This is a genomic window from Streptomyces torulosus (genome assembly GCF_001419765.1).
Taxonomy (GTDB): domain Bacteria; phylum Actinomycetota; class Actinomycetes; order Streptomycetales; family Streptomycetaceae; genus Streptomyces; species Streptomyces torulosus.
Window position 1 is genome coordinate 1 of the sequence record NZ_LIRK01000352.1, and the last position, 15,874, is coordinate 15,874.

13 protein-coding genes are annotated in these 15,874 nt (G+C 73.5%); 6 read left to right on the plus strand and 7 right to left on the minus strand.

Going from position 1 to position 15,874, the window contains the following annotated elements; all coding sequences use genetic code 11:
- Positions 1-1,210 (plus strand): IucA/IucC family C-terminal-domain containing protein (locus AOK23_RS24250; protein WP_055714772.1); only part of this gene is annotated, 1,210 nt, incomplete at its 5' end.
- Positions 1,211-1,321: 111 nt separating this feature from the next.
- Positions 1,322-3,454 carry a SpoIIE family protein phosphatase gene (locus AOK23_RS24255; protein WP_055714773.1) on the plus strand — a complete coding sequence of 711 codons (2,133 nt, stop codon included), beginning with the start codon at positions 1,322-1,324 and terminating at the stop codon, positions 3,452-3,454.
- Between the two features lie 87 nt (positions 3,455-3,541).
- On the opposite strand, the gene AOK23_RS24260 is transcribed toward AOK23_RS24255, so the two are convergent.
- From AOK23_RS24260 to AOK23_RS24275, 4 genes are all read right to left on the minus strand, one after another.
- The gene (locus tag AOK23_RS24260) at positions 3,542-3,823 is read right to left on the minus strand and encodes a hypothetical protein (protein ID WP_055714774.1); all 282 of its coding nucleotides are present in this window, start codon (positions 3,821-3,823) and stop codon (positions 3,542-3,544) included.
- 115 nt (positions 3,824-3,938) lie between these two features.
- The gene (locus tag AOK23_RS24265) at positions 3,939-6,275 is read right to left on the minus strand and encodes a S9 family peptidase (protein ID WP_240496533.1); all 2,337 of its coding nucleotides are present in this window, start codon (positions 6,273-6,275) and stop codon (positions 3,939-3,941) included.
- Positions 6,248-8,032 (minus strand): N-acetylglutaminylglutamine amidotransferase, encoded by a 1,785-nt coding sequence (locus tag AOK23_RS24270; RefSeq protein ID WP_055714775.1) that lies wholly within the window; start codon positions 8,030-8,032, stop codon positions 6,248-6,250. Before AOK23_RS24270 ends, AOK23_RS24265 begins: the two co-directional genes overlap by 28 nt.
- Positions 8,033-8,258: 226 nt before the next feature.
- Positions 8,259-9,446, minus strand: coding sequence for a carboxylate-amine ligase (locus AOK23_RS24275; RefSeq protein ID WP_055714776.1), 1,188 nt, complete (start codon positions 9,444-9,446; stop codon positions 8,259-8,261).
- Positions 9,447-9,716: 270 nt separating this feature from the next.
- On the opposite strand from AOK23_RS24275, the gene AOK23_RS24280 reads away from it, so the two are divergent.
- From AOK23_RS24280 to AOK23_RS24290, 3 genes are all read left to right on the plus strand, one after another.
- Positions 9,717-10,364 carry a hypothetical protein gene (locus tag AOK23_RS24280; RefSeq protein WP_055714777.1) on the plus strand — a complete coding sequence of 216 codons (648 nt, stop codon included), beginning with the start codon at positions 9,717-9,719 and terminating at the stop codon, positions 10,362-10,364.
- 81 nt (positions 10,365-10,445) lie between these two features.
- Positions 10,446-11,360, plus strand: coding sequence for a HipA family kinase (locus AOK23_RS24285; RefSeq protein WP_055714778.1), 915 nt, complete (start codon positions 10,446-10,448; stop codon positions 11,358-11,360).
- Positions 11,357-11,665, plus strand: a complete 309-nt coding sequence (locus AOK23_RS24290) for an Rdx family protein (RefSeq protein WP_055714779.1) — start codon at positions 11,357-11,359, stop codon at positions 11,663-11,665. The genes AOK23_RS24285 and AOK23_RS24290 overlap by 4 nt, the downstream gene beginning before the upstream one ends.
- 13 nt (positions 11,666-11,678) lie before the next feature.
- Here AOK23_RS24290 and aceB read toward each other — a convergent pair whose 3' ends face one another.
- Together aceB and AOK23_RS24300 are read right to left on the minus strand one after the other, a co-directional pair.
- Positions 11,679-13,304 carry a malate synthase A gene (aceB, locus tag AOK23_RS24295; protein WP_055714780.1) on the minus strand — a complete coding sequence of 542 codons (1,626 nt, stop codon included), beginning with the start codon at positions 13,302-13,304 and terminating at the stop codon, positions 11,679-11,681.
- Between the two features lie 199 nt (positions 13,305-13,503).
- A complete protein-coding gene (locus AOK23_RS24300; RefSeq protein WP_055714784.1) occupies positions 13,504-14,091 on the minus strand; it encodes a nucleotidyltransferase family protein in 588 nt (195 codons plus the stop codon).
- A gap of 490 nt (positions 14,092-14,581) precedes the next feature.
- Between AOK23_RS24300 and AOK23_RS24305 the strand changes: the two genes are divergently transcribed.
- On the plus strand, positions 14,582-14,869 hold the full coding sequence (locus AOK23_RS24305; protein ID WP_055714781.1) for a DUF5955 family protein: 288 nt from the start codon (positions 14,582-14,584) through the stop codon (positions 14,867-14,869).
- Between the two features lie 103 nt (positions 14,870-14,972).
- On the opposite strand, the gene AOK23_RS24310 is transcribed toward AOK23_RS24305, so the two are convergent.
- Positions 14,973-15,758, minus strand: coding sequence for a maleylpyruvate isomerase family mycothiol-dependent enzyme (locus AOK23_RS24310; RefSeq protein WP_055714782.1), 786 nt, complete (start codon positions 15,756-15,758; stop codon positions 14,973-14,975).
- Positions 15,759-15,874 lie beyond the last annotated feature (116 nt).

The window sequence follows — 15,874 nt, forward strand, 5'->3', positions numbered from 1 at the left end:
CGGCGGCGGTCCGGCCGCCGCCTGGCTGCCCTACGCGCCGGAGACGTACGCCGGATTCCCGCTGACGCTGCTCGGGATCCGCGAGGACACCGTCGTCGAGGAGGGCGACACCACCGCCCTCGACACGCTGGGCACGGCCCCGCCCGGTTACCGGCTGCTGCCCGCCCACCCCTGGCAACTCGACCTGGTGGGCGAGGAGTTGGCGGAGGCCTTCGCCGACGGCCGGCTGATACGGCTGGGGCGCACGACGGGCGAGGTGTGGCCGACGGCCGCGCTCCGCACGGTGTACGTACCCGGGGAGACCCTGCGAGGGGGCCCCGGCGGGGCCGCGGCGGCGGCCCCCGAGGCGGCGGCGGGCCGCGGGGTGGGCTTTTCCGAGGCGGACGTCTCCGGGTCGCTCCGTCCCGGCACGGCCCCCTCCGAGCCGGACCTCTTCCTCAAGTTCAGTCTGGACGTGCGGATCACCAACGACGTGCGCCGTCTGTGGCGGCACGACCTGCTCAAGCTGCGCCGCACCGACGCTGGGGCCCGCGCGGCCTTCGCCGCGCTGCCGGACGGCGCCTGGCTGAGCGACCGCGGCTACCGCACCGCCGCCTTCGCGTTCGAGGAGCTCGCGGTCCTGGTCCGCGACGGACTGGCCGGGCATCTGGCTCCCGGCACGACCGCCGTCCTCGGCGCCGCGCTCACCGAGGACACCACGGCGTTCCCGGACAACCCGCTGGTCCGCACCGCCGCCCCCGACGCCTGGTGGAGGGCGTATCTGCGGGCGGTCGTGCCCCCGGCCCTCGGCGCGTTCCACCACCACGGCGTCGTCCTGGAGGCCCACCTCCAGAACACCCTCGTCGCCTGCGACCCCGCCGGCACCCCCGTCCAGGTCCTCTACCGGGACGCCGAGGGCGTGAAGCTCCTGCCGGACGTGACCCACGAGGCGGGCTGGGAGCGGCTGGTGTACTGCCTGTTCGTCAACAACGTCCTGGAGGTCGCGGCGGCCGTGGCCGAACACCACCCCGGGGTCGACGTGTGGGCCGCCGTACGGGGGGAGTTGGAGCGGCACCGCGAGGTGCCCGGCGTCGAGGACCTCCTGCACGCGCCGACGCTGCCGGGCAAGACGAACCTGCTGCTGCGCTGGACGCGGGCCGACGGCGCGGACGCCCGCTACCTCCCGCTGCCCAACCCGTTCCGGCATGCCGACCGCTCCGGGGCGGCGTAACGTCCTGCGTGAGGGCACTCGGGTACTCCGGCCTGCCGTGCCGCACCCGAGGGGAGCCGGCGGCCCGTCCACGGCCGTCCGGCCGTGGCCCGCGAACGCTGGAGGTGCCTCGTGACCGGCACGAGTGATCCGGCCACCGCCGCCGATGCGCTGGACGCCGCGTTCGCGGAGACCGTGCGGGGGATCGGCGCGTCCATCGGCGCCCTCTATCTGCTCGCGCCGGACGAGGAACTGCTCCGCCTGCATCTGCTGTGCGGCGCGCCGGCCCATTTCGCCGCCCCCTGGGCGCGCGTCCCGGTCGCCGCGCCGGCCCCCGTGGCGGTCGCCGCCCGCGAGGGCCGCGTGGTGTGGGTGGGCAGCCAGGAGGAGATGGCCCGCTCCTTCCCGCGCACCGCGGTGGTCCTGCCGTACCCACTGGCCCTGGCGGCCGCCCCGGTCACCGGCGCCCGGCGCTGGGGGACGCTGCTGCTGATGTGGCCGACCGGCCGCCCCCCGTACATGACGGCTCGCGAGCGGGGCCACATCGAGTCCCGGTGCCGACGTCTGGCCCGGCTGCTGGACGAGGTGGAGGAGCACGACGGCGCGCCGGTGCCCGCCGACCTCCCCCGCGTCGTCCCCGCCGGGGCCGGCCGCCCGTCCGTCAGCAAGGAGATGGCCCTGGCGGACTTCGTGGAGCGCCTGCCCGGCGGCAGTTGCGCCCTGGACCTGGAGGGCCGGTTCACCTACGTCAGCCGGGGCGCCGGCGAGCTGTTCGGCCGGGAGCCCGAACAACTGCTGGGCACCCTGCCGTGGCACGCCCTGCGCTGGCTCGACGACCCCGTCCACGAGGACCGCTACCGCGCCGCGGTGATCACGCGGGAACCCGTGTCGTTCTCGGCGTGCCGACCCCCTGGCCAGTGGCTCGACATCCACCTCTACCCGGACACCAGCGGCATCAGTGTCCGGGTCGTGCCGCGCGGCACCGAGCCCCCGCCCGTGCCGGGGCCTTCCCGGTCCACGAGCACCGTGACGCCGTCCCGCGCGGGCCGGCTGTACCAGCTCACCCACCTGGCCGCCGCCCTCACCGAGGTCGTCGGTGTGCAGGACGTCGTCGACGTGGTCGCCGACCAGGTCATGCCCGCCTTCGGCGCCCAAGGGCTCGTGCTGTCCTCCGCCGAGGCAGGGAAGCTGCGCATCACCGGCTACCGGGGCTATCCCCCCGAGGCCGTCGCCCGTCTCGACGGCCTGCCCGTCGACACCGCGTTCACCCCGGCCGGGCGCGCCCTCAGCAGCGGGGTCCCCGCGTTCTACAGTGAATCCGGGGAGATGGAGCGCCTGTACCCCGAGGCGCCCGTCGCCAGTGGAAAGCAGGCATGGGCCTTCCTGCCGCTGATCATCACCGGCCGTCTGGTCGGCATCTGCGTCCTGTCCTACGACAGCCCCCACGAGTTCCAGGCCGAGGAGCGGGCCGTCATGACGTCGCTCGCCGGGCTCATCGCCCAGGCCCTCGACCGCGCCCGCCTCTACGACACCAAGCTCGAACTCGCCCACGGCCTCCAGCAGGCGCTGCTCCCGCGCACCCTGCCCACGGTCCCCGGTCTGCTGATCGCCGCCCGCTATCTGCCCGCCACCCGCGGCATGGAGATCGGAGGGGACTTCTACGACCTGATCCGGTTCGGCGACACCGCCGTCGCGGCCGTCATCGGCGACGTCCAGGGCCACAACGTGGCCGCCGCCGCGCTCATGGGCCAGGTCCGCACCGGCGTCTACGCCCACGCCACCCTCGGCACACCCCCCGACGAGGTGCTCGCCCGGACCAACCGGCTCCTCATCGACCTCGACCCCGACCTGTTCACCAGCTGCCTCTACGCCCACCTCGACCTCGGCGGCGGCCGGGTGACCTTTGCCAGCGCCGGACACCCGCCGCCCCTGCTCCGCCTGCCCGACGGCGCAACCCGGCCCCTCGCGGTCCCGCCCGGCCCTCTCCTCGGCATCGACCCGCACGCCGTCTACCCGGTGACGGAGATCCCGCTCACCCCGGGGATGACGCTCGCCTTCTACACCGACGGTCTCGTGGAGACACCCGGCGTCGACCTGGACGACTGCATCGCCCGCCTCGCAGGGCACCTCGCGCGCGCCGACACCCGGGACCTGGACGTGCTCATCGACGAACTGGTCGAGAAGGCCGGTCCCGCCGGCCAGCGCCCCGACGACATCGCGCTGCTCCTGCTCCACCACGAAGGCCGCGACGGAAGCAGCGGTTGACACCACAGGGAACCCTGCGGTGTCAGAGAATCCGGTGCGCCTCGGGTGCGCCTGTGCGCCGGGTCCGCGTCCAGGGACCCCGCGCGGTCAGCCGACCTTCTGCTCGCGCTGGTCACGCAGTTCGTGGACGGTGGCGGTCAGGGTGCCGTCCTGCTGCTCGTAGTGCGACAGGGCGAGGCCGAGGCCGAAGAAGGTGGGCGCCCACTCGCCGACGAACAGGCCCCAGCGGTCCGCGCGGGCCAGCCCGGTGCCGGGCTCCATCTTGAGGGACCCCGCCCAGGCGACGACGGTCAGGCCGATGGACGCCATGGCGGCCATGTAGGCGTGCTCACTGCGGATGCCCATGTCGTGCATCTTCTTGATGACCATGATCGACTCCTCGTGGGTGGGGGATGTCCGCTCGGCGGGCGAGTGCCCGTGGCCGGGACACTCATGCGTCGATTCGCCAGAAATGCCCGTTATGTGCGGTGTGGGGGGGCGGTGGTCACTCCGCGACGTGGCGTTCGATCCAGTCGGCCGCGGTACGGCGGAAGATCCGCCGGCTGTCCGCGCGCAGGAAGTCGTGGCCCTCGTTGCGCAACAGCAGCAGCTCGGCCTCCAGGCCCCGCTCGCGGGCCGCGCGCACGAACTGCTCGGACTCGCCGACCGGCACGTTCGTGTCGTGCTCGCCGTGCACGGTGAGCACCGGTACCCGCAGCGCTTCGATCCGGGTCATCGGGGACAGTGCGTGCAGCAGTTCCCGGTCGCGTTCCGGATGGCCGTACTTGTGCGCGGCCGACTCCGCGATCCACGGCTCGGTCCCGGCGTAGAACGTCGCGAAGTCCGACATGCCGCACGCCGCGACACCCGTGCGGAACAGCTCCGGGTGCCACACGAGCGAGGCCATCACCAGATAGCCGCCGTACGAGCGGCCCATGACGGCCAGCCGCCGCGGATCGGCGAGCCCGGCCTCGACGATGTGGGCCGCGCAGTCGGCGACGTCCTCGATCGCGGCGAACCGTCCCGTGCCGAGGTCGGCGTCGACGAACGACCGGCCGTGCCCGGAGGAACCGCGCACATCCGGGGCGAAGATGTCGAGCCCCCGGCCCGACAGCTCGTGGTACAGCGGGTTGAACACGGGCCGTTCCTGCTCCTCGGGACCGCCGTGCAGATGGATCACACAGGGCGCAGGCTGCCCCGGAGCCCGGCCCGGCGCCCGGTAGTACCAGCCGCTCAGCGGCAGCCCGTCCCGCGCGACCGGCCGCAGCGGCACGGGACGTACGGGCGAACGGCCCGGCGGTACGGCGTCCTCGTCACGGGACGACCACGTGGTGCGCCGTGCGGTGTCCTTGGAGAGCCACCACATGCCGGGCCGCCGCTGCGACCCGGACAGCGCCAGCACCAGCTCCGAACCCCCGCCGGCCCGCGCCATCCGGGTCACCACCTCGTGCGGCAGCGACACGGACCGCCGCACCCCCACCGAGGCGACGCCCGCGGTGCCCGAGACGGCGGTGACCTCCAGCTCGGTGGCTCCCCGCACGTTCCACGCCAGGGCCGCCGTGGACCCGTCGTGGCCGAACGTCAGCAGCTCCAGGCCGGACCCCTCGCGCTCCGTGGTGACGGTGATGCCCTGCTGCTCGCCCCCGGGTGCCAGCCGTACGGCGAACAGCGCGGCGAACTCGCGGGCCGCGTCGCTGCGCAGCCACAGCGTCGTGGCGTCGGGGGAGAACCGGCCGATCCACGGGTCACCGTCCGCGACCGGCAGCGCGAACGTGGTCCGCAGGTCGGAGGTGCGCACGACGAGGGCCTCGCGGCGGCCGCGCGGGCCCCGGCGCACCAGGGCGAGCCGGCCGTCCCGGCTGAGGTCGCACACCCGCAGCGTGGCGGCGCCGCGTTCGACCGCCAGCAGTGCGGGTGCCGCCGCGCCCGTGGGGTCGACGAGGTAGGCGGCGAGACCACCGGCGGCCTCCTGGTCGCTCTCCTGGTCGTGTTCACGGGCGGTCCCGCCCTCGCGTTCCGCGAGATGGGCGGCCGGCCCGGCGTCGCCGTAGCGCGGACCGCCCAGCAGCACGGCCCGGCCGTCCCGCACGGCCCAGCCCGGCGGACGGGCCGGCGTGTACGTGTGCGGGTCGGCGAGGCCCGGTTCCGCGCGGGCGGGCGACTCCTCCGTGTCGCCCCCGGCCGGCAGGAGCACCGGCTCGGCGACGGTGACGGCGACCGCCGACCCGTCGTGCTGCCAGCAGCCGAGGTACGCGGAGCTGCCGGGCTCGGCACCGGCGAGGACGCGCCGCCCGGTGCCGTCGGGCCGTACGCACAGCACCCGGGTGTGCTCGCCGCCTCCGGGGGCGGTGGTGTAGGCGATCCAGCGGCCGTCCGGCGACCAGGCCACCTCCTTGACCGGATGGGGATCGGAGTCCAGCAGATGGACCTCGTCCCCGTCGACCGGACCGGTCCACAGCTGCGGCACCCCGCCCCGGTCACAGATGAACGCGACCTGTCTGCCGCTGGGGTCGACGGACGGGTACCAGCAGCCGTGGGACCGCAGCGGCTGCGGTGTGTCCCGCGTCCCGGCGGTCTCCGGCAGCGGCACGGGTACGGGAGCCGCCGACGCCGGGGGTGCCAGGGTGAACGCCCCGGCCCGCGCGGCGGCCGGGGCCGCCGTGGCAGCAGGGGATGCGATGCCGTGTTCCAGGGGCAGCCGCGGCGCCCCGTCGACGACGTCCTCACCGGCGCGGACGCCGAAGGGGGGCGCCGGGAGCGGGGCCGACGGGGCTGCCGTTGCCGGGCGCGAGGGTCGGCTCCCCTGCGCCCCGGTCAGCTGATTCCGTGCGTTTGCAGCCATATCTCCAGCAAAGCTACCTGCCACAGGGCGTTCGCCCCACGCCTGGTGCGGTGCTCGTCCGGCGCCGACAGCAGCTTGGCCACGTACGCGTCCTCGAAAACACCGCGCGACGTGGCCTCGGGAGCCGTCAGGGCCTCGGTCACCCGGTCGAGCACCGGACCTGCCATGTGCATGATGGCGGGGACCGGGAAGTAGCCCTTGGGCCGGTCGACGACCTCCGTGGGCAGAACCTTCCGGCCGGCGGCCTTGAGGACTCCCTTGCCCCCGTCGGCGAGCTTCAGCTCCGGCGGGCAGAGGGCGGCCAGCTCCACGAGTTCGTGGTCGAGGAACGGCACCCGGGCCTCCAGACCCCAGTCCATCGTCATGTTGTCGACCCGCTTGACCGGGTCGTCGATCAACATCACCTCGGCGTCGAGCCGCAGCGCCGCGTCGAGGGCGGTCTCGGCACCCGGGCGGGCCATGTGCTCCCGTACGAAGCGGCCGGACACGTCGTGGTCGGGCAGCATGTGCGGCCGGACGATCCCGGTGAGGTCGCCGTGCGAGCGGTCGAAGTACGTATCCACGTACGCCTCGGGGGCCCGCTCCCTGGGGACGGCGGCCATGTCCGGGTACCAGTGGTAGCCGGCGAAGACCTCGTCGGCGCCCTGGCCGCTCTGGACGACCTTGACCTCCTTCGCCACCTGCTCGGACAGCAGATGGAAGGCGACCACGTCGTGGCTGATCATCGGCTCGCTCATCGCCTCGACCGCCGCGTCCAGCGCCGTCGACACCCGGTCCGAGGGCACCATCAGCTGGTGGTGGTCCGTACCGAAGTGCCGGGCGACCAGATCGGAGTAGTGGAACTCGTCGCCCTCGACACCGCCCTCCGACTCGAACCCCACGCTGAACGTCGCGAGGTCCGTCTGCCCCTCGTCGGCCAGCAGCGCCACGATCAGACTGGAGTCCAGTCCGCCCGACAGCAGGACGCCCACGGGCACGTCGGCGACCATGCGGCGGCGTACGGCGGTGCGCAGCGCGTCGAGCACCGCGTCACGCCAGTCGTCCGCGCCGAGCCGCGCGTGCTCCGGAGCGCGGCTGTACGACGGCTGCCAGTAGCGGATGTCCCGCTCGCGGCCGTCGGGCTCCACGACCCGCACGGTGGCCGCGGGCAGCTTCCGCACCCCGTTGAGGACGGTGCGGGGCGCGGCCACCGTGGCGTGCCAGCTCATGTACTGGTGCAGCGCCACGGGGTCGAGGGAGGTGTCGACGCCGCCGCCCGCCAGCAGGGCCGGCAGCGAGGAGGCGAAGCGCAGCCGCCCCGGCGACCGGGCCAGGTACAGCGGCTTGATGCCGAGCCGGTCCCGGCCGAGGACGACCCGCCCGGTGTCCTGGTCGACGATGACGAAGGCGAACATGCCGTAGAAGTGGTCGACGCAGTCGGTGCCCCACTGCTGGTACGCCTTGAGCACGACCTCGGTGTCGGAGTCGGAGAAGAAGCGGTGGCCGAGTCCGCGGAGTTCCTCGCGGAGCTCCTTGTAGTTGTAGACGCAGCCGTTGAAGACACCCGTGATCCGGCCTGCGGAGTCGGCCATCGGCTGGGCCCCGCACTCGGACAGGTCGATGATCTTCAGCCGCCGGTGGCCCAGGGCGACGGCGCCCTGCGACCAGACGCCCCTGCCGTCCGGTCCACGGGCGGCCAGTCGGTCGGTCATGCGCTCCACGGCAGCCAGGTCCGGCCGTCCGCCGTCGAAACGGATCTCTCCGCTGAGACCGCACATCAGGCCGCACCCCCTCGCGGAGTGACGCCGGTCGTGCCCGGCGACGAGTGGGCGCCCGGCGGGCACCACCCGGTCTGATCGTTGTCGGTCTTGCTGGTGGGCATGTCGAACTCTCCTTGATCGCAGGCGGCACCGGCGCCGGGGAGCGGACCACGACCGCTGCTGGTGGGGGCGCCCCTGGCACGGGGCGCGGACCGGTGACCGTCTTTCCGCATGGCTGTGCGGTTCAGCCCCCGATGGCTTCCACTGGGCCCGATGCCATGGGCCCTCGCACCGTCGTCGCGGCCGCCGCGACGGGCCGCCGGACCGGCGCGGGCGCGGGGCCGCGGCCCCGGTCGCCGCGGGTCTCGGCTACGACCGTGTCCACGGCGGTGCGCAGGCCGTGGACCTCGGCGATCCGGCGCAGCCGGTGAGCGGCGCTGCCCCGGGCGAGGGTCTCCTCCATGAGCAGGCGCACCGTGTCCCAGTCGCCGCAGGCCTCCAGGGCCGGGCGCAGTCTCCGGAGCATGCCGCGCAGGACGACGGGGGCGGGCGCGGCCAGCCGGGTGTCCGGATCGACCAGGGGGCCCTCCAGCCCCGTCCGGGCCGCCCGCCACGCCGCTGCCCGGAGCCACTCGTGCCGGCCGTCGCAGACCTGGTCCCTCCGCTCCAGGCGGAGCCGCGCGTCCTCGACGAGGGCGCGGAACAGTCCGGCGACGAGCACGACCGTCTCGGTGCGCGGACAGGCGTCGCAGATCCGCAGTTCCAGGGTCCGCTGGTGGTCGGAGGGCCGCAGGTCGTAATAGACCATTCCCGGGTCGCTGATCACTCCGCCGCGGATCATGCCCGCGACGGCGGCGTCGTACTCGGCCGCCGAGGGGAAGCAGCCGACCGGCCCGGCGGTGGGCCAGCGCTGCCACAGCATGGTGCGCCAGCTGGCGTACCCGGTGTCGGCGCCCATCCAGAACGGCGAGCTGGCGGTGAGCGCCAGCAGCGGGGGCAGCCAGGGCGAGACGGCGCACATGATGCGGACGGCCGTGTCGCGGTCGGGTATGTCGACGTGGACCTGGGCGCTGCACACGAGGTGCTCGTCGGAGACCCGCCGGTACTCCTCGGCCATGGTCCGGTACCGGGGGTCCGGGGTGGGATCGCCCGGCGTCAGCCGCGCGAACGGGACGGTCCCCGCGGCGGCGACGGCGAGCCCGAGGGGGGAGGCCGCCGCGTCCAGCCGTCGCCGGGCGCCGGCCAGATCGGCGCGCAGGGCCTCCAGCGACGTATGCACCCCGCTGTTCCACTCGACGGCCGACCGCTGGAGCTCCGGCTTGAAGCCCGGTCTGCGCAGACGACCGAGGACCGCGTCTGCGCCCGGGACGAGCTGCCCGCTCTCCAGGTCCAGCACATGGAACTCTTCCTCAACGCCTACCCGAACGGCCACGATCTCTCCCTCGTCCGTTCCCGAGATCGCCCGCCGGGCAGGGGACCCGCGGCGACCGTTGCGCCATGCGAGTTCCCGGCAAAAGCACAAATAAGCCTCGACTCTCGCCCACTTGTCGTTGAAGCGTCACATATGAGCGGGGTGAGGGGATCGTCGCGCTCGACAGCCGCGAGCAGCGCCCGGCCGCCGCTCGTGGACCGTCCGGCGCATGAGAGCCTGACCCCTGATCGGGATCGATGCCGCACATCATGTCGAACACGGGGGCGCGCCATGACCATCGACCGGCCGGGGCTGCCCGGCGACCTTCCGCCGGCCGAGGTGCTGTGGGCGCGCTGGTCGCTCGTCGCCGTGCTGGAGGCCACCACGGCGGACGAGGGGGAGGGCCGTCACCGCACGGGGACCTGGGTGGACGACGAGGGACTCCACCTGGACGACTCCGGCTGCACCTGGTGGACCTACGAACAGCGGGGCGAGGGGCGGTATGTGCTCTTCGGCGAGGACGAGTCGAGCGGGGTCAAGTGGCACGAACCGCCGGTCGACATGCTCGTCGGCGCCCCCGACTGGCTCCCGCACGAGTCGCTCCAGGACCTGCTGAAGGGCCGGCAGCTGGGCTGCGTCTACTGGTACGAGAGCGGCGCCTGGGCACGGGCCCCGTACCCGGCGACCCTGCACGACGACGGACTCGACTGCGGCATGAGCCGCTTCGTCGACCGGAAGGACGTGCTGAGGACGATCGCCGACGAGGACCACGGCGCCATGCCGGCCCACGACGCCGAGACCCTGCTGACCCACGCCGAGACCCACCGGCTCACACCCGACCTGCTGATGTCCCTCGTCAACGAACCCGACTGGCGTGAGCTGGACCGGCCCGCCATGACCAGAGCGCTGGAGCGCGCGGGCCTGAATCGGACACAGTAGCGATCACGCTCGGTTACTATGCTCACTTCATGCCGGACAGTGGAAGCCGGAGCCGGACGACGAGGCGGGTGACCCGAGGACATGCTGAGAGAGGTCACCGCGACCCGCTACGTCACGCCCCTGCGGTCCGGCGGCTCCGTTCCCGGTGTCGTCGAGGCCGACGACCTGGGCACCTACGTCGTGAAGTTCACCGGCTCCGCGCAGGGCCGCAAGGCGCTGGTCGCCGAGGTGATCGTGGGGGAGCTGGCGCGAGCGCTCGGGCTGCGGTTCCCGGAGCTGGTCCTCGTCCACTTCGACCCGGCGATCGCCGACGACGAGCCCCACCAGGAGGTACGGGAGCTGCACGGGGCGAGCGCGGGACTCAACCTCGGCATGGACTACCTGCCGGGCGCGAAGGACTTCACCCCCGAGGTCGCCAAGGCGTTCCCCGTGGATCCGGCCGAGGCGGGCCGGATCGTCTGGCTCGACGCCCTCACCGTCAACGTCGACCGCACGGTCCACAGCTCGAACCTCATGGTCTGGCCCACCCTCGGCACCGTCCCCCCGCGGCTGTGGCTCATCGACCACGGCGCCGCCCTCGTCTTCCACCACCGCTGGGACGCCTCGGACCCCGCGAAGGCGTACGACTTCCGGCACCACGCCCTCGGCCACTACGCACCCGACGTCCGCGCCGCCGACGCGGAGCTGGCGCCGAAGGTCACCGAGAGCCTGTTGCGGCGGATCGTGGCGGAGGTCCCCGACGCCTGGCTGGCCGCCGAGGACGGCTTCGCTGCGCCCGACGCGGCGCGCACGGCGTACGTCGACTACCTCCACGCGCGCGTGCGGGCCTCCGCGGCCTGGCTCCCCACGGACTTCCCCTCCCGGGAGGAACTCGCCGCCGAGGAGGCGCTCCGCACGGCGAGAACACAGCGAGGCCGCCCGGACTGGCTCAAGCGGGTCCCCGATCTGCACGGCAAACCGGCGGCGGAACAGGATTGGTCGGTGCATCTCGGATGACGGACCCCACGGACGCGGCGACCGGCACGCCCCCGGCCCCCCGGCGCGTGTCGATCGAGTACTGCACCCAGTGCCGCTGGCTGCCCCGCGCCGCCTGGCTCGCCCAGGAGCTGCTCACGACGTTCGAGGCGGAGCTGACGGAGCTGTCCCTGAAGCCCGGCACCGGTGGCGTCTTCGTCGTCCGGGTCGACGACGAGGTCGTCTGGGACCGCCGCGAGCAGGGCTTCCCCGAGCCGACGGCGGTGAAGAAGCGAGTACGCGACCGAGTGGCCCCGGGGAAGACCCTGGGCCACTCGGAGCGGTGAGGTCCGGCGGGCCTCAGCCGCGCAGCCGCTCGTACGCCGGCAGCGTCAGGAAGTCCGCGTAGTCCTCGTCGAGGGCGACCTGGAGGAGCAGGTCGTGGGCCTGCTGCCAGTGGCCGGCGGCGAAGGCCTCCTCGCCGATCTCGGCGCGGACGGCGGCCAGCTCCTCGGCGGCGACCTTGCGGGCCAGCTCGGGCGTGGCCTTCTCGCCGTTCTCGAACTCGACGCCCGCGTTGATCCACTGCCAGATCTGGGAGCGGGAGATCTCCGCGGTGGCCGCGTCCTCCATCAGGTTGAAGATCGCCACGGCGCCGAGGCCGCGCAGCCACGCCTCGATGTAACGGATGCCGACCTGGACGGCGTTGACGAGACCGTCGTAGGTGGGCCTGGCGTCGAGCGAGTCGACCGCGATCAGGTCGGCGGCCTCGACGTGGACGTCCTCACGCAGCCGGTCCTTCTGGTTCGGCCTGTCGCCGAGGACCTTGTCGAAGGACTCCATGGCGATCGGCACGAGGTCGGGGTGGGCCACCCAGGAGCCGTCGAAGCCGTCGTTCGCCTCGCGGTCCTTGTCGGCGCGCACCTTCTCGAACGCGACCTTGTTGACCTCGGGGTCCCTGCGGGACGGAATGAACGCCGCCATGCCGCCGATCGCGTGCGCACCGCGCTTGTGGCAGGTGCGGACGAGGAGTTCGGTGTACGCCCGCATGAACGGGGCGGTCATCGTGACCGCGTTGCGGTCCGGGAGGACGAACCGGGTGCCGCCGTCACGGAAGTTCTTCACGATGGAGAACAGATAGTCCCAGCGGCCCGCGTTCAACCCGGAGGCGTGGTCGCGGAGTTCGTAGAGGATCTCCTCCATCTCGTACGCGGCCGTGATCGTCTCGATCAGCACCGTGGCGCGGATCGTGCCCTGCGGGATGCCGACGTGGTCCTGGGCGAAGACGAACACCTCGTTCCAGAGGCGGGCCTCCAGGTGCGACTCGGTCTTCGGGAGGTAGAAGTAGGGGCCCTTGCCGAGGTCGAGCAGCCGCTGGGCGTTGTGGAAGAAGTACAGGCCGAAGTCGACGAGGGCGCCGGGCACGGGCGTGCCGTCGGCGTCGACGAGGTGACGCTCGTTCAGGTGCCAGCCGCGCGGGCGCATGACGACCGTCGCCAGCTCCTCGTTCGGGCGCAGCGCGTACGACTTGCCGGTGCGCTCGTCGGTGAAGTCGATGTTCCGGGTGTACGCGTCGGCCATGTTCACCTGACCGAGGACGACGTTCTCCCAGGTCGGGGCGGAGGCGTCCTCGAAGTCCGCGAGCCACACCCGGGCGCCCGAGTTGAGCGCGTTGATGGTCATCTTGCGGTCGGTGGGGCCGGTGATCTCGACCCGGCGGTCGTCCAGGGCGGCGGGCGACGGGGCCACCTTCCAGGAGTCGTCGGCGCGGATCGCGGCCGTCTCCGGGAGGAAGTCGAGCGTGGAGGTGCGGGCGATCTCCGCGCGGCGCTCGGCACGGCGGGCGAGCAACTCGTCACGGCGGGGCGTGAACCGGCGGTGCAGCTCGGCCACGAAGGCGAGGGCCGCGTCCGTGAGGATCTCTTCCTGGCGGGGCAGGGGCTCGGCGTCGACGATGGCCAGCGGGGACGGCGCTGGTGCGGACATGAGCTGTCACTTCCTTCAGCGGGCGTGGCACCGGGTGTCAGTCGACCCGGGTAGGGCTGGGAGCGCCCTCGGGTTCACGGGAGCGCTTCTGAACAGTGGATACTAGTTTCCCCATGGTGGAAGTTCAATGTTTTGTTGATGTCGAGATTCTCCGGGTCGAGGCAAGGTGGCGCTGGGTGCCACTCCGCTCACCCACCGCTCATTCGAGATGGGTGAGGTCGGCCTCGGTGTCGATGTCGTACGGCCGCGCCACGTCCCCGCACTCGACGAGCGTGATCTCCTCCGCGTGCGCCTTCAGGTAGGCGCGTGCCCCCCGATCGCCGGTGGCAGTCGCCGCGATGCCCGCCCAGTGCTCGGCTCCGAAGAGGACGGGGTGGCCCCGTTCCCCGCCGTAGGCGGCGGCCACGAGAGCCTTGCCCGCGCCGGCCGACCCGTACGCGGCGAGCACCCGGGCCACGGCCTCCGGCCCGATGCCCGGCTGGTCCACGAGCGACACCAGCGCCGCCTCGGCACCCGTCCCGGCGAGTGACTCCAGTCCGGCCCGCAGCGACGAGCCCATGCCGTCGGCCCACCGCGGGTTGTCCACCAGGACACAGCCGGGCAGTTCGGCCCGGGCGCGTACGGTCGCGGCCTCCGCCCCGAGGACCACATGGATCCGCGTACAGCCGGCCGCCCGCAGCACCGCGACCGCGTGTTCGACCAGGGGGCGCCCACGGTGGGGGAGCAGCGCCTTGGGGCGCCCCCCGAGGCGCCGCCCGCCGCCCGCGGCGAGCAGCAGCGCGGCGATACGAGGTGACGGGCCGCCGCCTTGTGCGCCCTGGCCGGCGGCCTGTGTGCCCTGGCCGACGGCCGGTCGGCCGCCGTCGCGTCCGGTCTGCCGGTCGTCTCGACCCGCGGGCGGCCGGTCGCCCCGCTCTCCTGTCCGCCGATCGCCCCGCTCTCCTGCCCGCCGGTCACCCTGACCTGCGGTCTCTGCGTCGTCTCGGCCTGCGGGTTGCCGGTGGTCGTGTGTCATGCGCCCTGCATACCCGAACCGGCGTGCAGGTGCCCGTGAGCGGGGGGTCGGTGGCGCCTGTCGGATGGGGAATCCTTGGGGCTGAATTTCGGTCCTCGGTGTGGCGCTCGCCATTACCGTTGGCGTTTACTGGCCCGCGCCACCCCCGGCGGACGACCTACGCCAGGGGCGGCCGGTCGTGCGACGGGGCGCGGCCGGGTCTCGCGCGCGACGGTGTGCGTGAGGGGGGAGAGCTGGGTTGCGGAGCTTGGGGCAGAGGCCAGTGACCGGCAGTGGCGAGGACGCGAGGGTGGCGGAGCTGCGGTCCGCCGTGTCCCGGTTGCGTCGTGAACTCGCCGCGCATCCCGCCGAGTTCCCCGACCGGGGGATCGCGGAGGACGAGTTGGCCGCGCTGGCGGCGATGGTCGTGAGCGGCATACCCGAGGTCCCGCGGTTGCGACGCTCCCTGCTGTTGATCGCTGGGGCGATCGGATCGGTCAGCGCGCTCGCGCGAGGGCTGGCGGAGGTCCGCACGGCGGTCGACCTGTTCGGCGAACCGCCGGGCCGGTGAGCGTCGGGCCGGTGAGCGTCGGGCCGGCCACCGTCGGGGGGTTCGCCCCCGGCGCCCCCGGCGGTCCACCACTCTCACCGGTGGGCCGCCGCCTCCTGGCCGGCTACTCCTCCGGTTCCCAGGCGCGGAGCAGGTCGAAGAGCCCGGCGTCCCCGTCGATCCGCACGGCGTCCGCCGCGATGCGGCCGTACATGAAGAGGATCAGCTCGCCGGCCGTGCCGTGGACGGAGACGCCGGCCGCGTCCGGGCCCTCGCCGGCGGCGGTGACGGGCAGGCGGTCGGAGCGTGCGCCGTCCCCGTCGACCGTGAGGCGCCAGGAGGGACCCTCGGTGGTGTGGAAGTCGAAGGCCGTGGGCTTGTGCGGCCAGGCGGCCGGCGTCGCGCAGCAGGTGGACAGGAACTCGTCGACGCCGTCGAGCGCCACCGCGTCCGGCAGAGGCCGCGGAGCCCCCAGCGTGACCTGAACGTCGTAGGTGTGCACGGCGGTCTCCTGGACCCGGTGCCGGGCGACGCCACCGGAGGTGCGCGGCGACTGCGACGCACTCCACCACGTCCAGCAATCGGCGTCCGGGCCGACCTCTCGCAGCGCGCCCAGCAGCAGCTCGGTCGACTCGGCCAACCAGGCCGACAGGGCCTCGGGCTCCCGCGGCGCGACCAGGGCGGCGCGCTCGGCGACGGCCTCGGCGGCGGGAGCGTCAGCGGGTCCCGCGGCGACGAGGGCGGCCCAGAAGCGGTCGCCTCCGCCCAGGTGCTGTGCCAGGTCGAACAGCGTCCACTCGGGACAGGTCGGCACCCGCGCGTCGAGGTCGGAGGCGGCGGCGACCGCGCCCCGGAACGCGATCGACCGTTCGTCGATCAGCCGCAGCAGGTCGGAGAACTCAAGTGTCATGGCCACACCGGGTATCTACCACCGAACCCCGGCGCCCGGACAATGATTTTCGGCGGCGGACGCACGCCCCGCTCGACGCGCCAGTCGGACGGCGATGAAGGCCGGGCCGCAGGCCC

Excerpts from the sequence above, each read along its gene's own strand:
- AOK23_RS24310 (WP_055714782.1), bottom strand. The coding sequence starts at position 15,758 with ATGACACTTGAGTTCTCCGACCTGCTGCGGCTGATCGACGAACGGTCG.
- AOK23_RS24290 (WP_055714779.1), top strand. The coding sequence starts at position 11,357 with ATGACGGACCCCACGGACGCGGCGACCGGCACGCCCCCGGCCCCCCGG.
- AOK23_RS24285 (WP_055714778.1), top strand. The coding sequence starts at position 10,446 with ATGCTGAGAGAGGTCACCGCGACCCGCTACGTCACGCCCCTGCGGTCC.
- AOK23_RS24280 (WP_055714777.1), top strand. The coding sequence starts at position 9,717 with ATGACCATCGACCGGCCGGGGCTGCCCGGCGACCTTCCGCCGGCCGAG.
- aceB (WP_055714780.1), bottom strand. The coding sequence starts at position 13,304 with ATGTCCGCACCAGCGCCGTCCCCGCTGGCCATCGTCGACGCCGAGCCC.
- AOK23_RS24270 (WP_055714775.1), bottom strand. The coding sequence starts at position 8,032 with ATGTGCGGTCTCAGCGGAGAGATCCGTTTCGACGGCGGACGGCCGGAC.
- AOK23_RS24265 (WP_240496533.1), bottom strand. The coding sequence starts at position 6,275 with ATGGCTGCAAACGCACGGAATCAGCTGACCGGGGCGCAGGGGAGCCGA.
- AOK23_RS24260 (WP_055714774.1), bottom strand. The coding sequence starts at position 3,823 with ATGGTCATCAAGAAGATGCACGACATGGGCATCCGCAGTGAGCACGCC.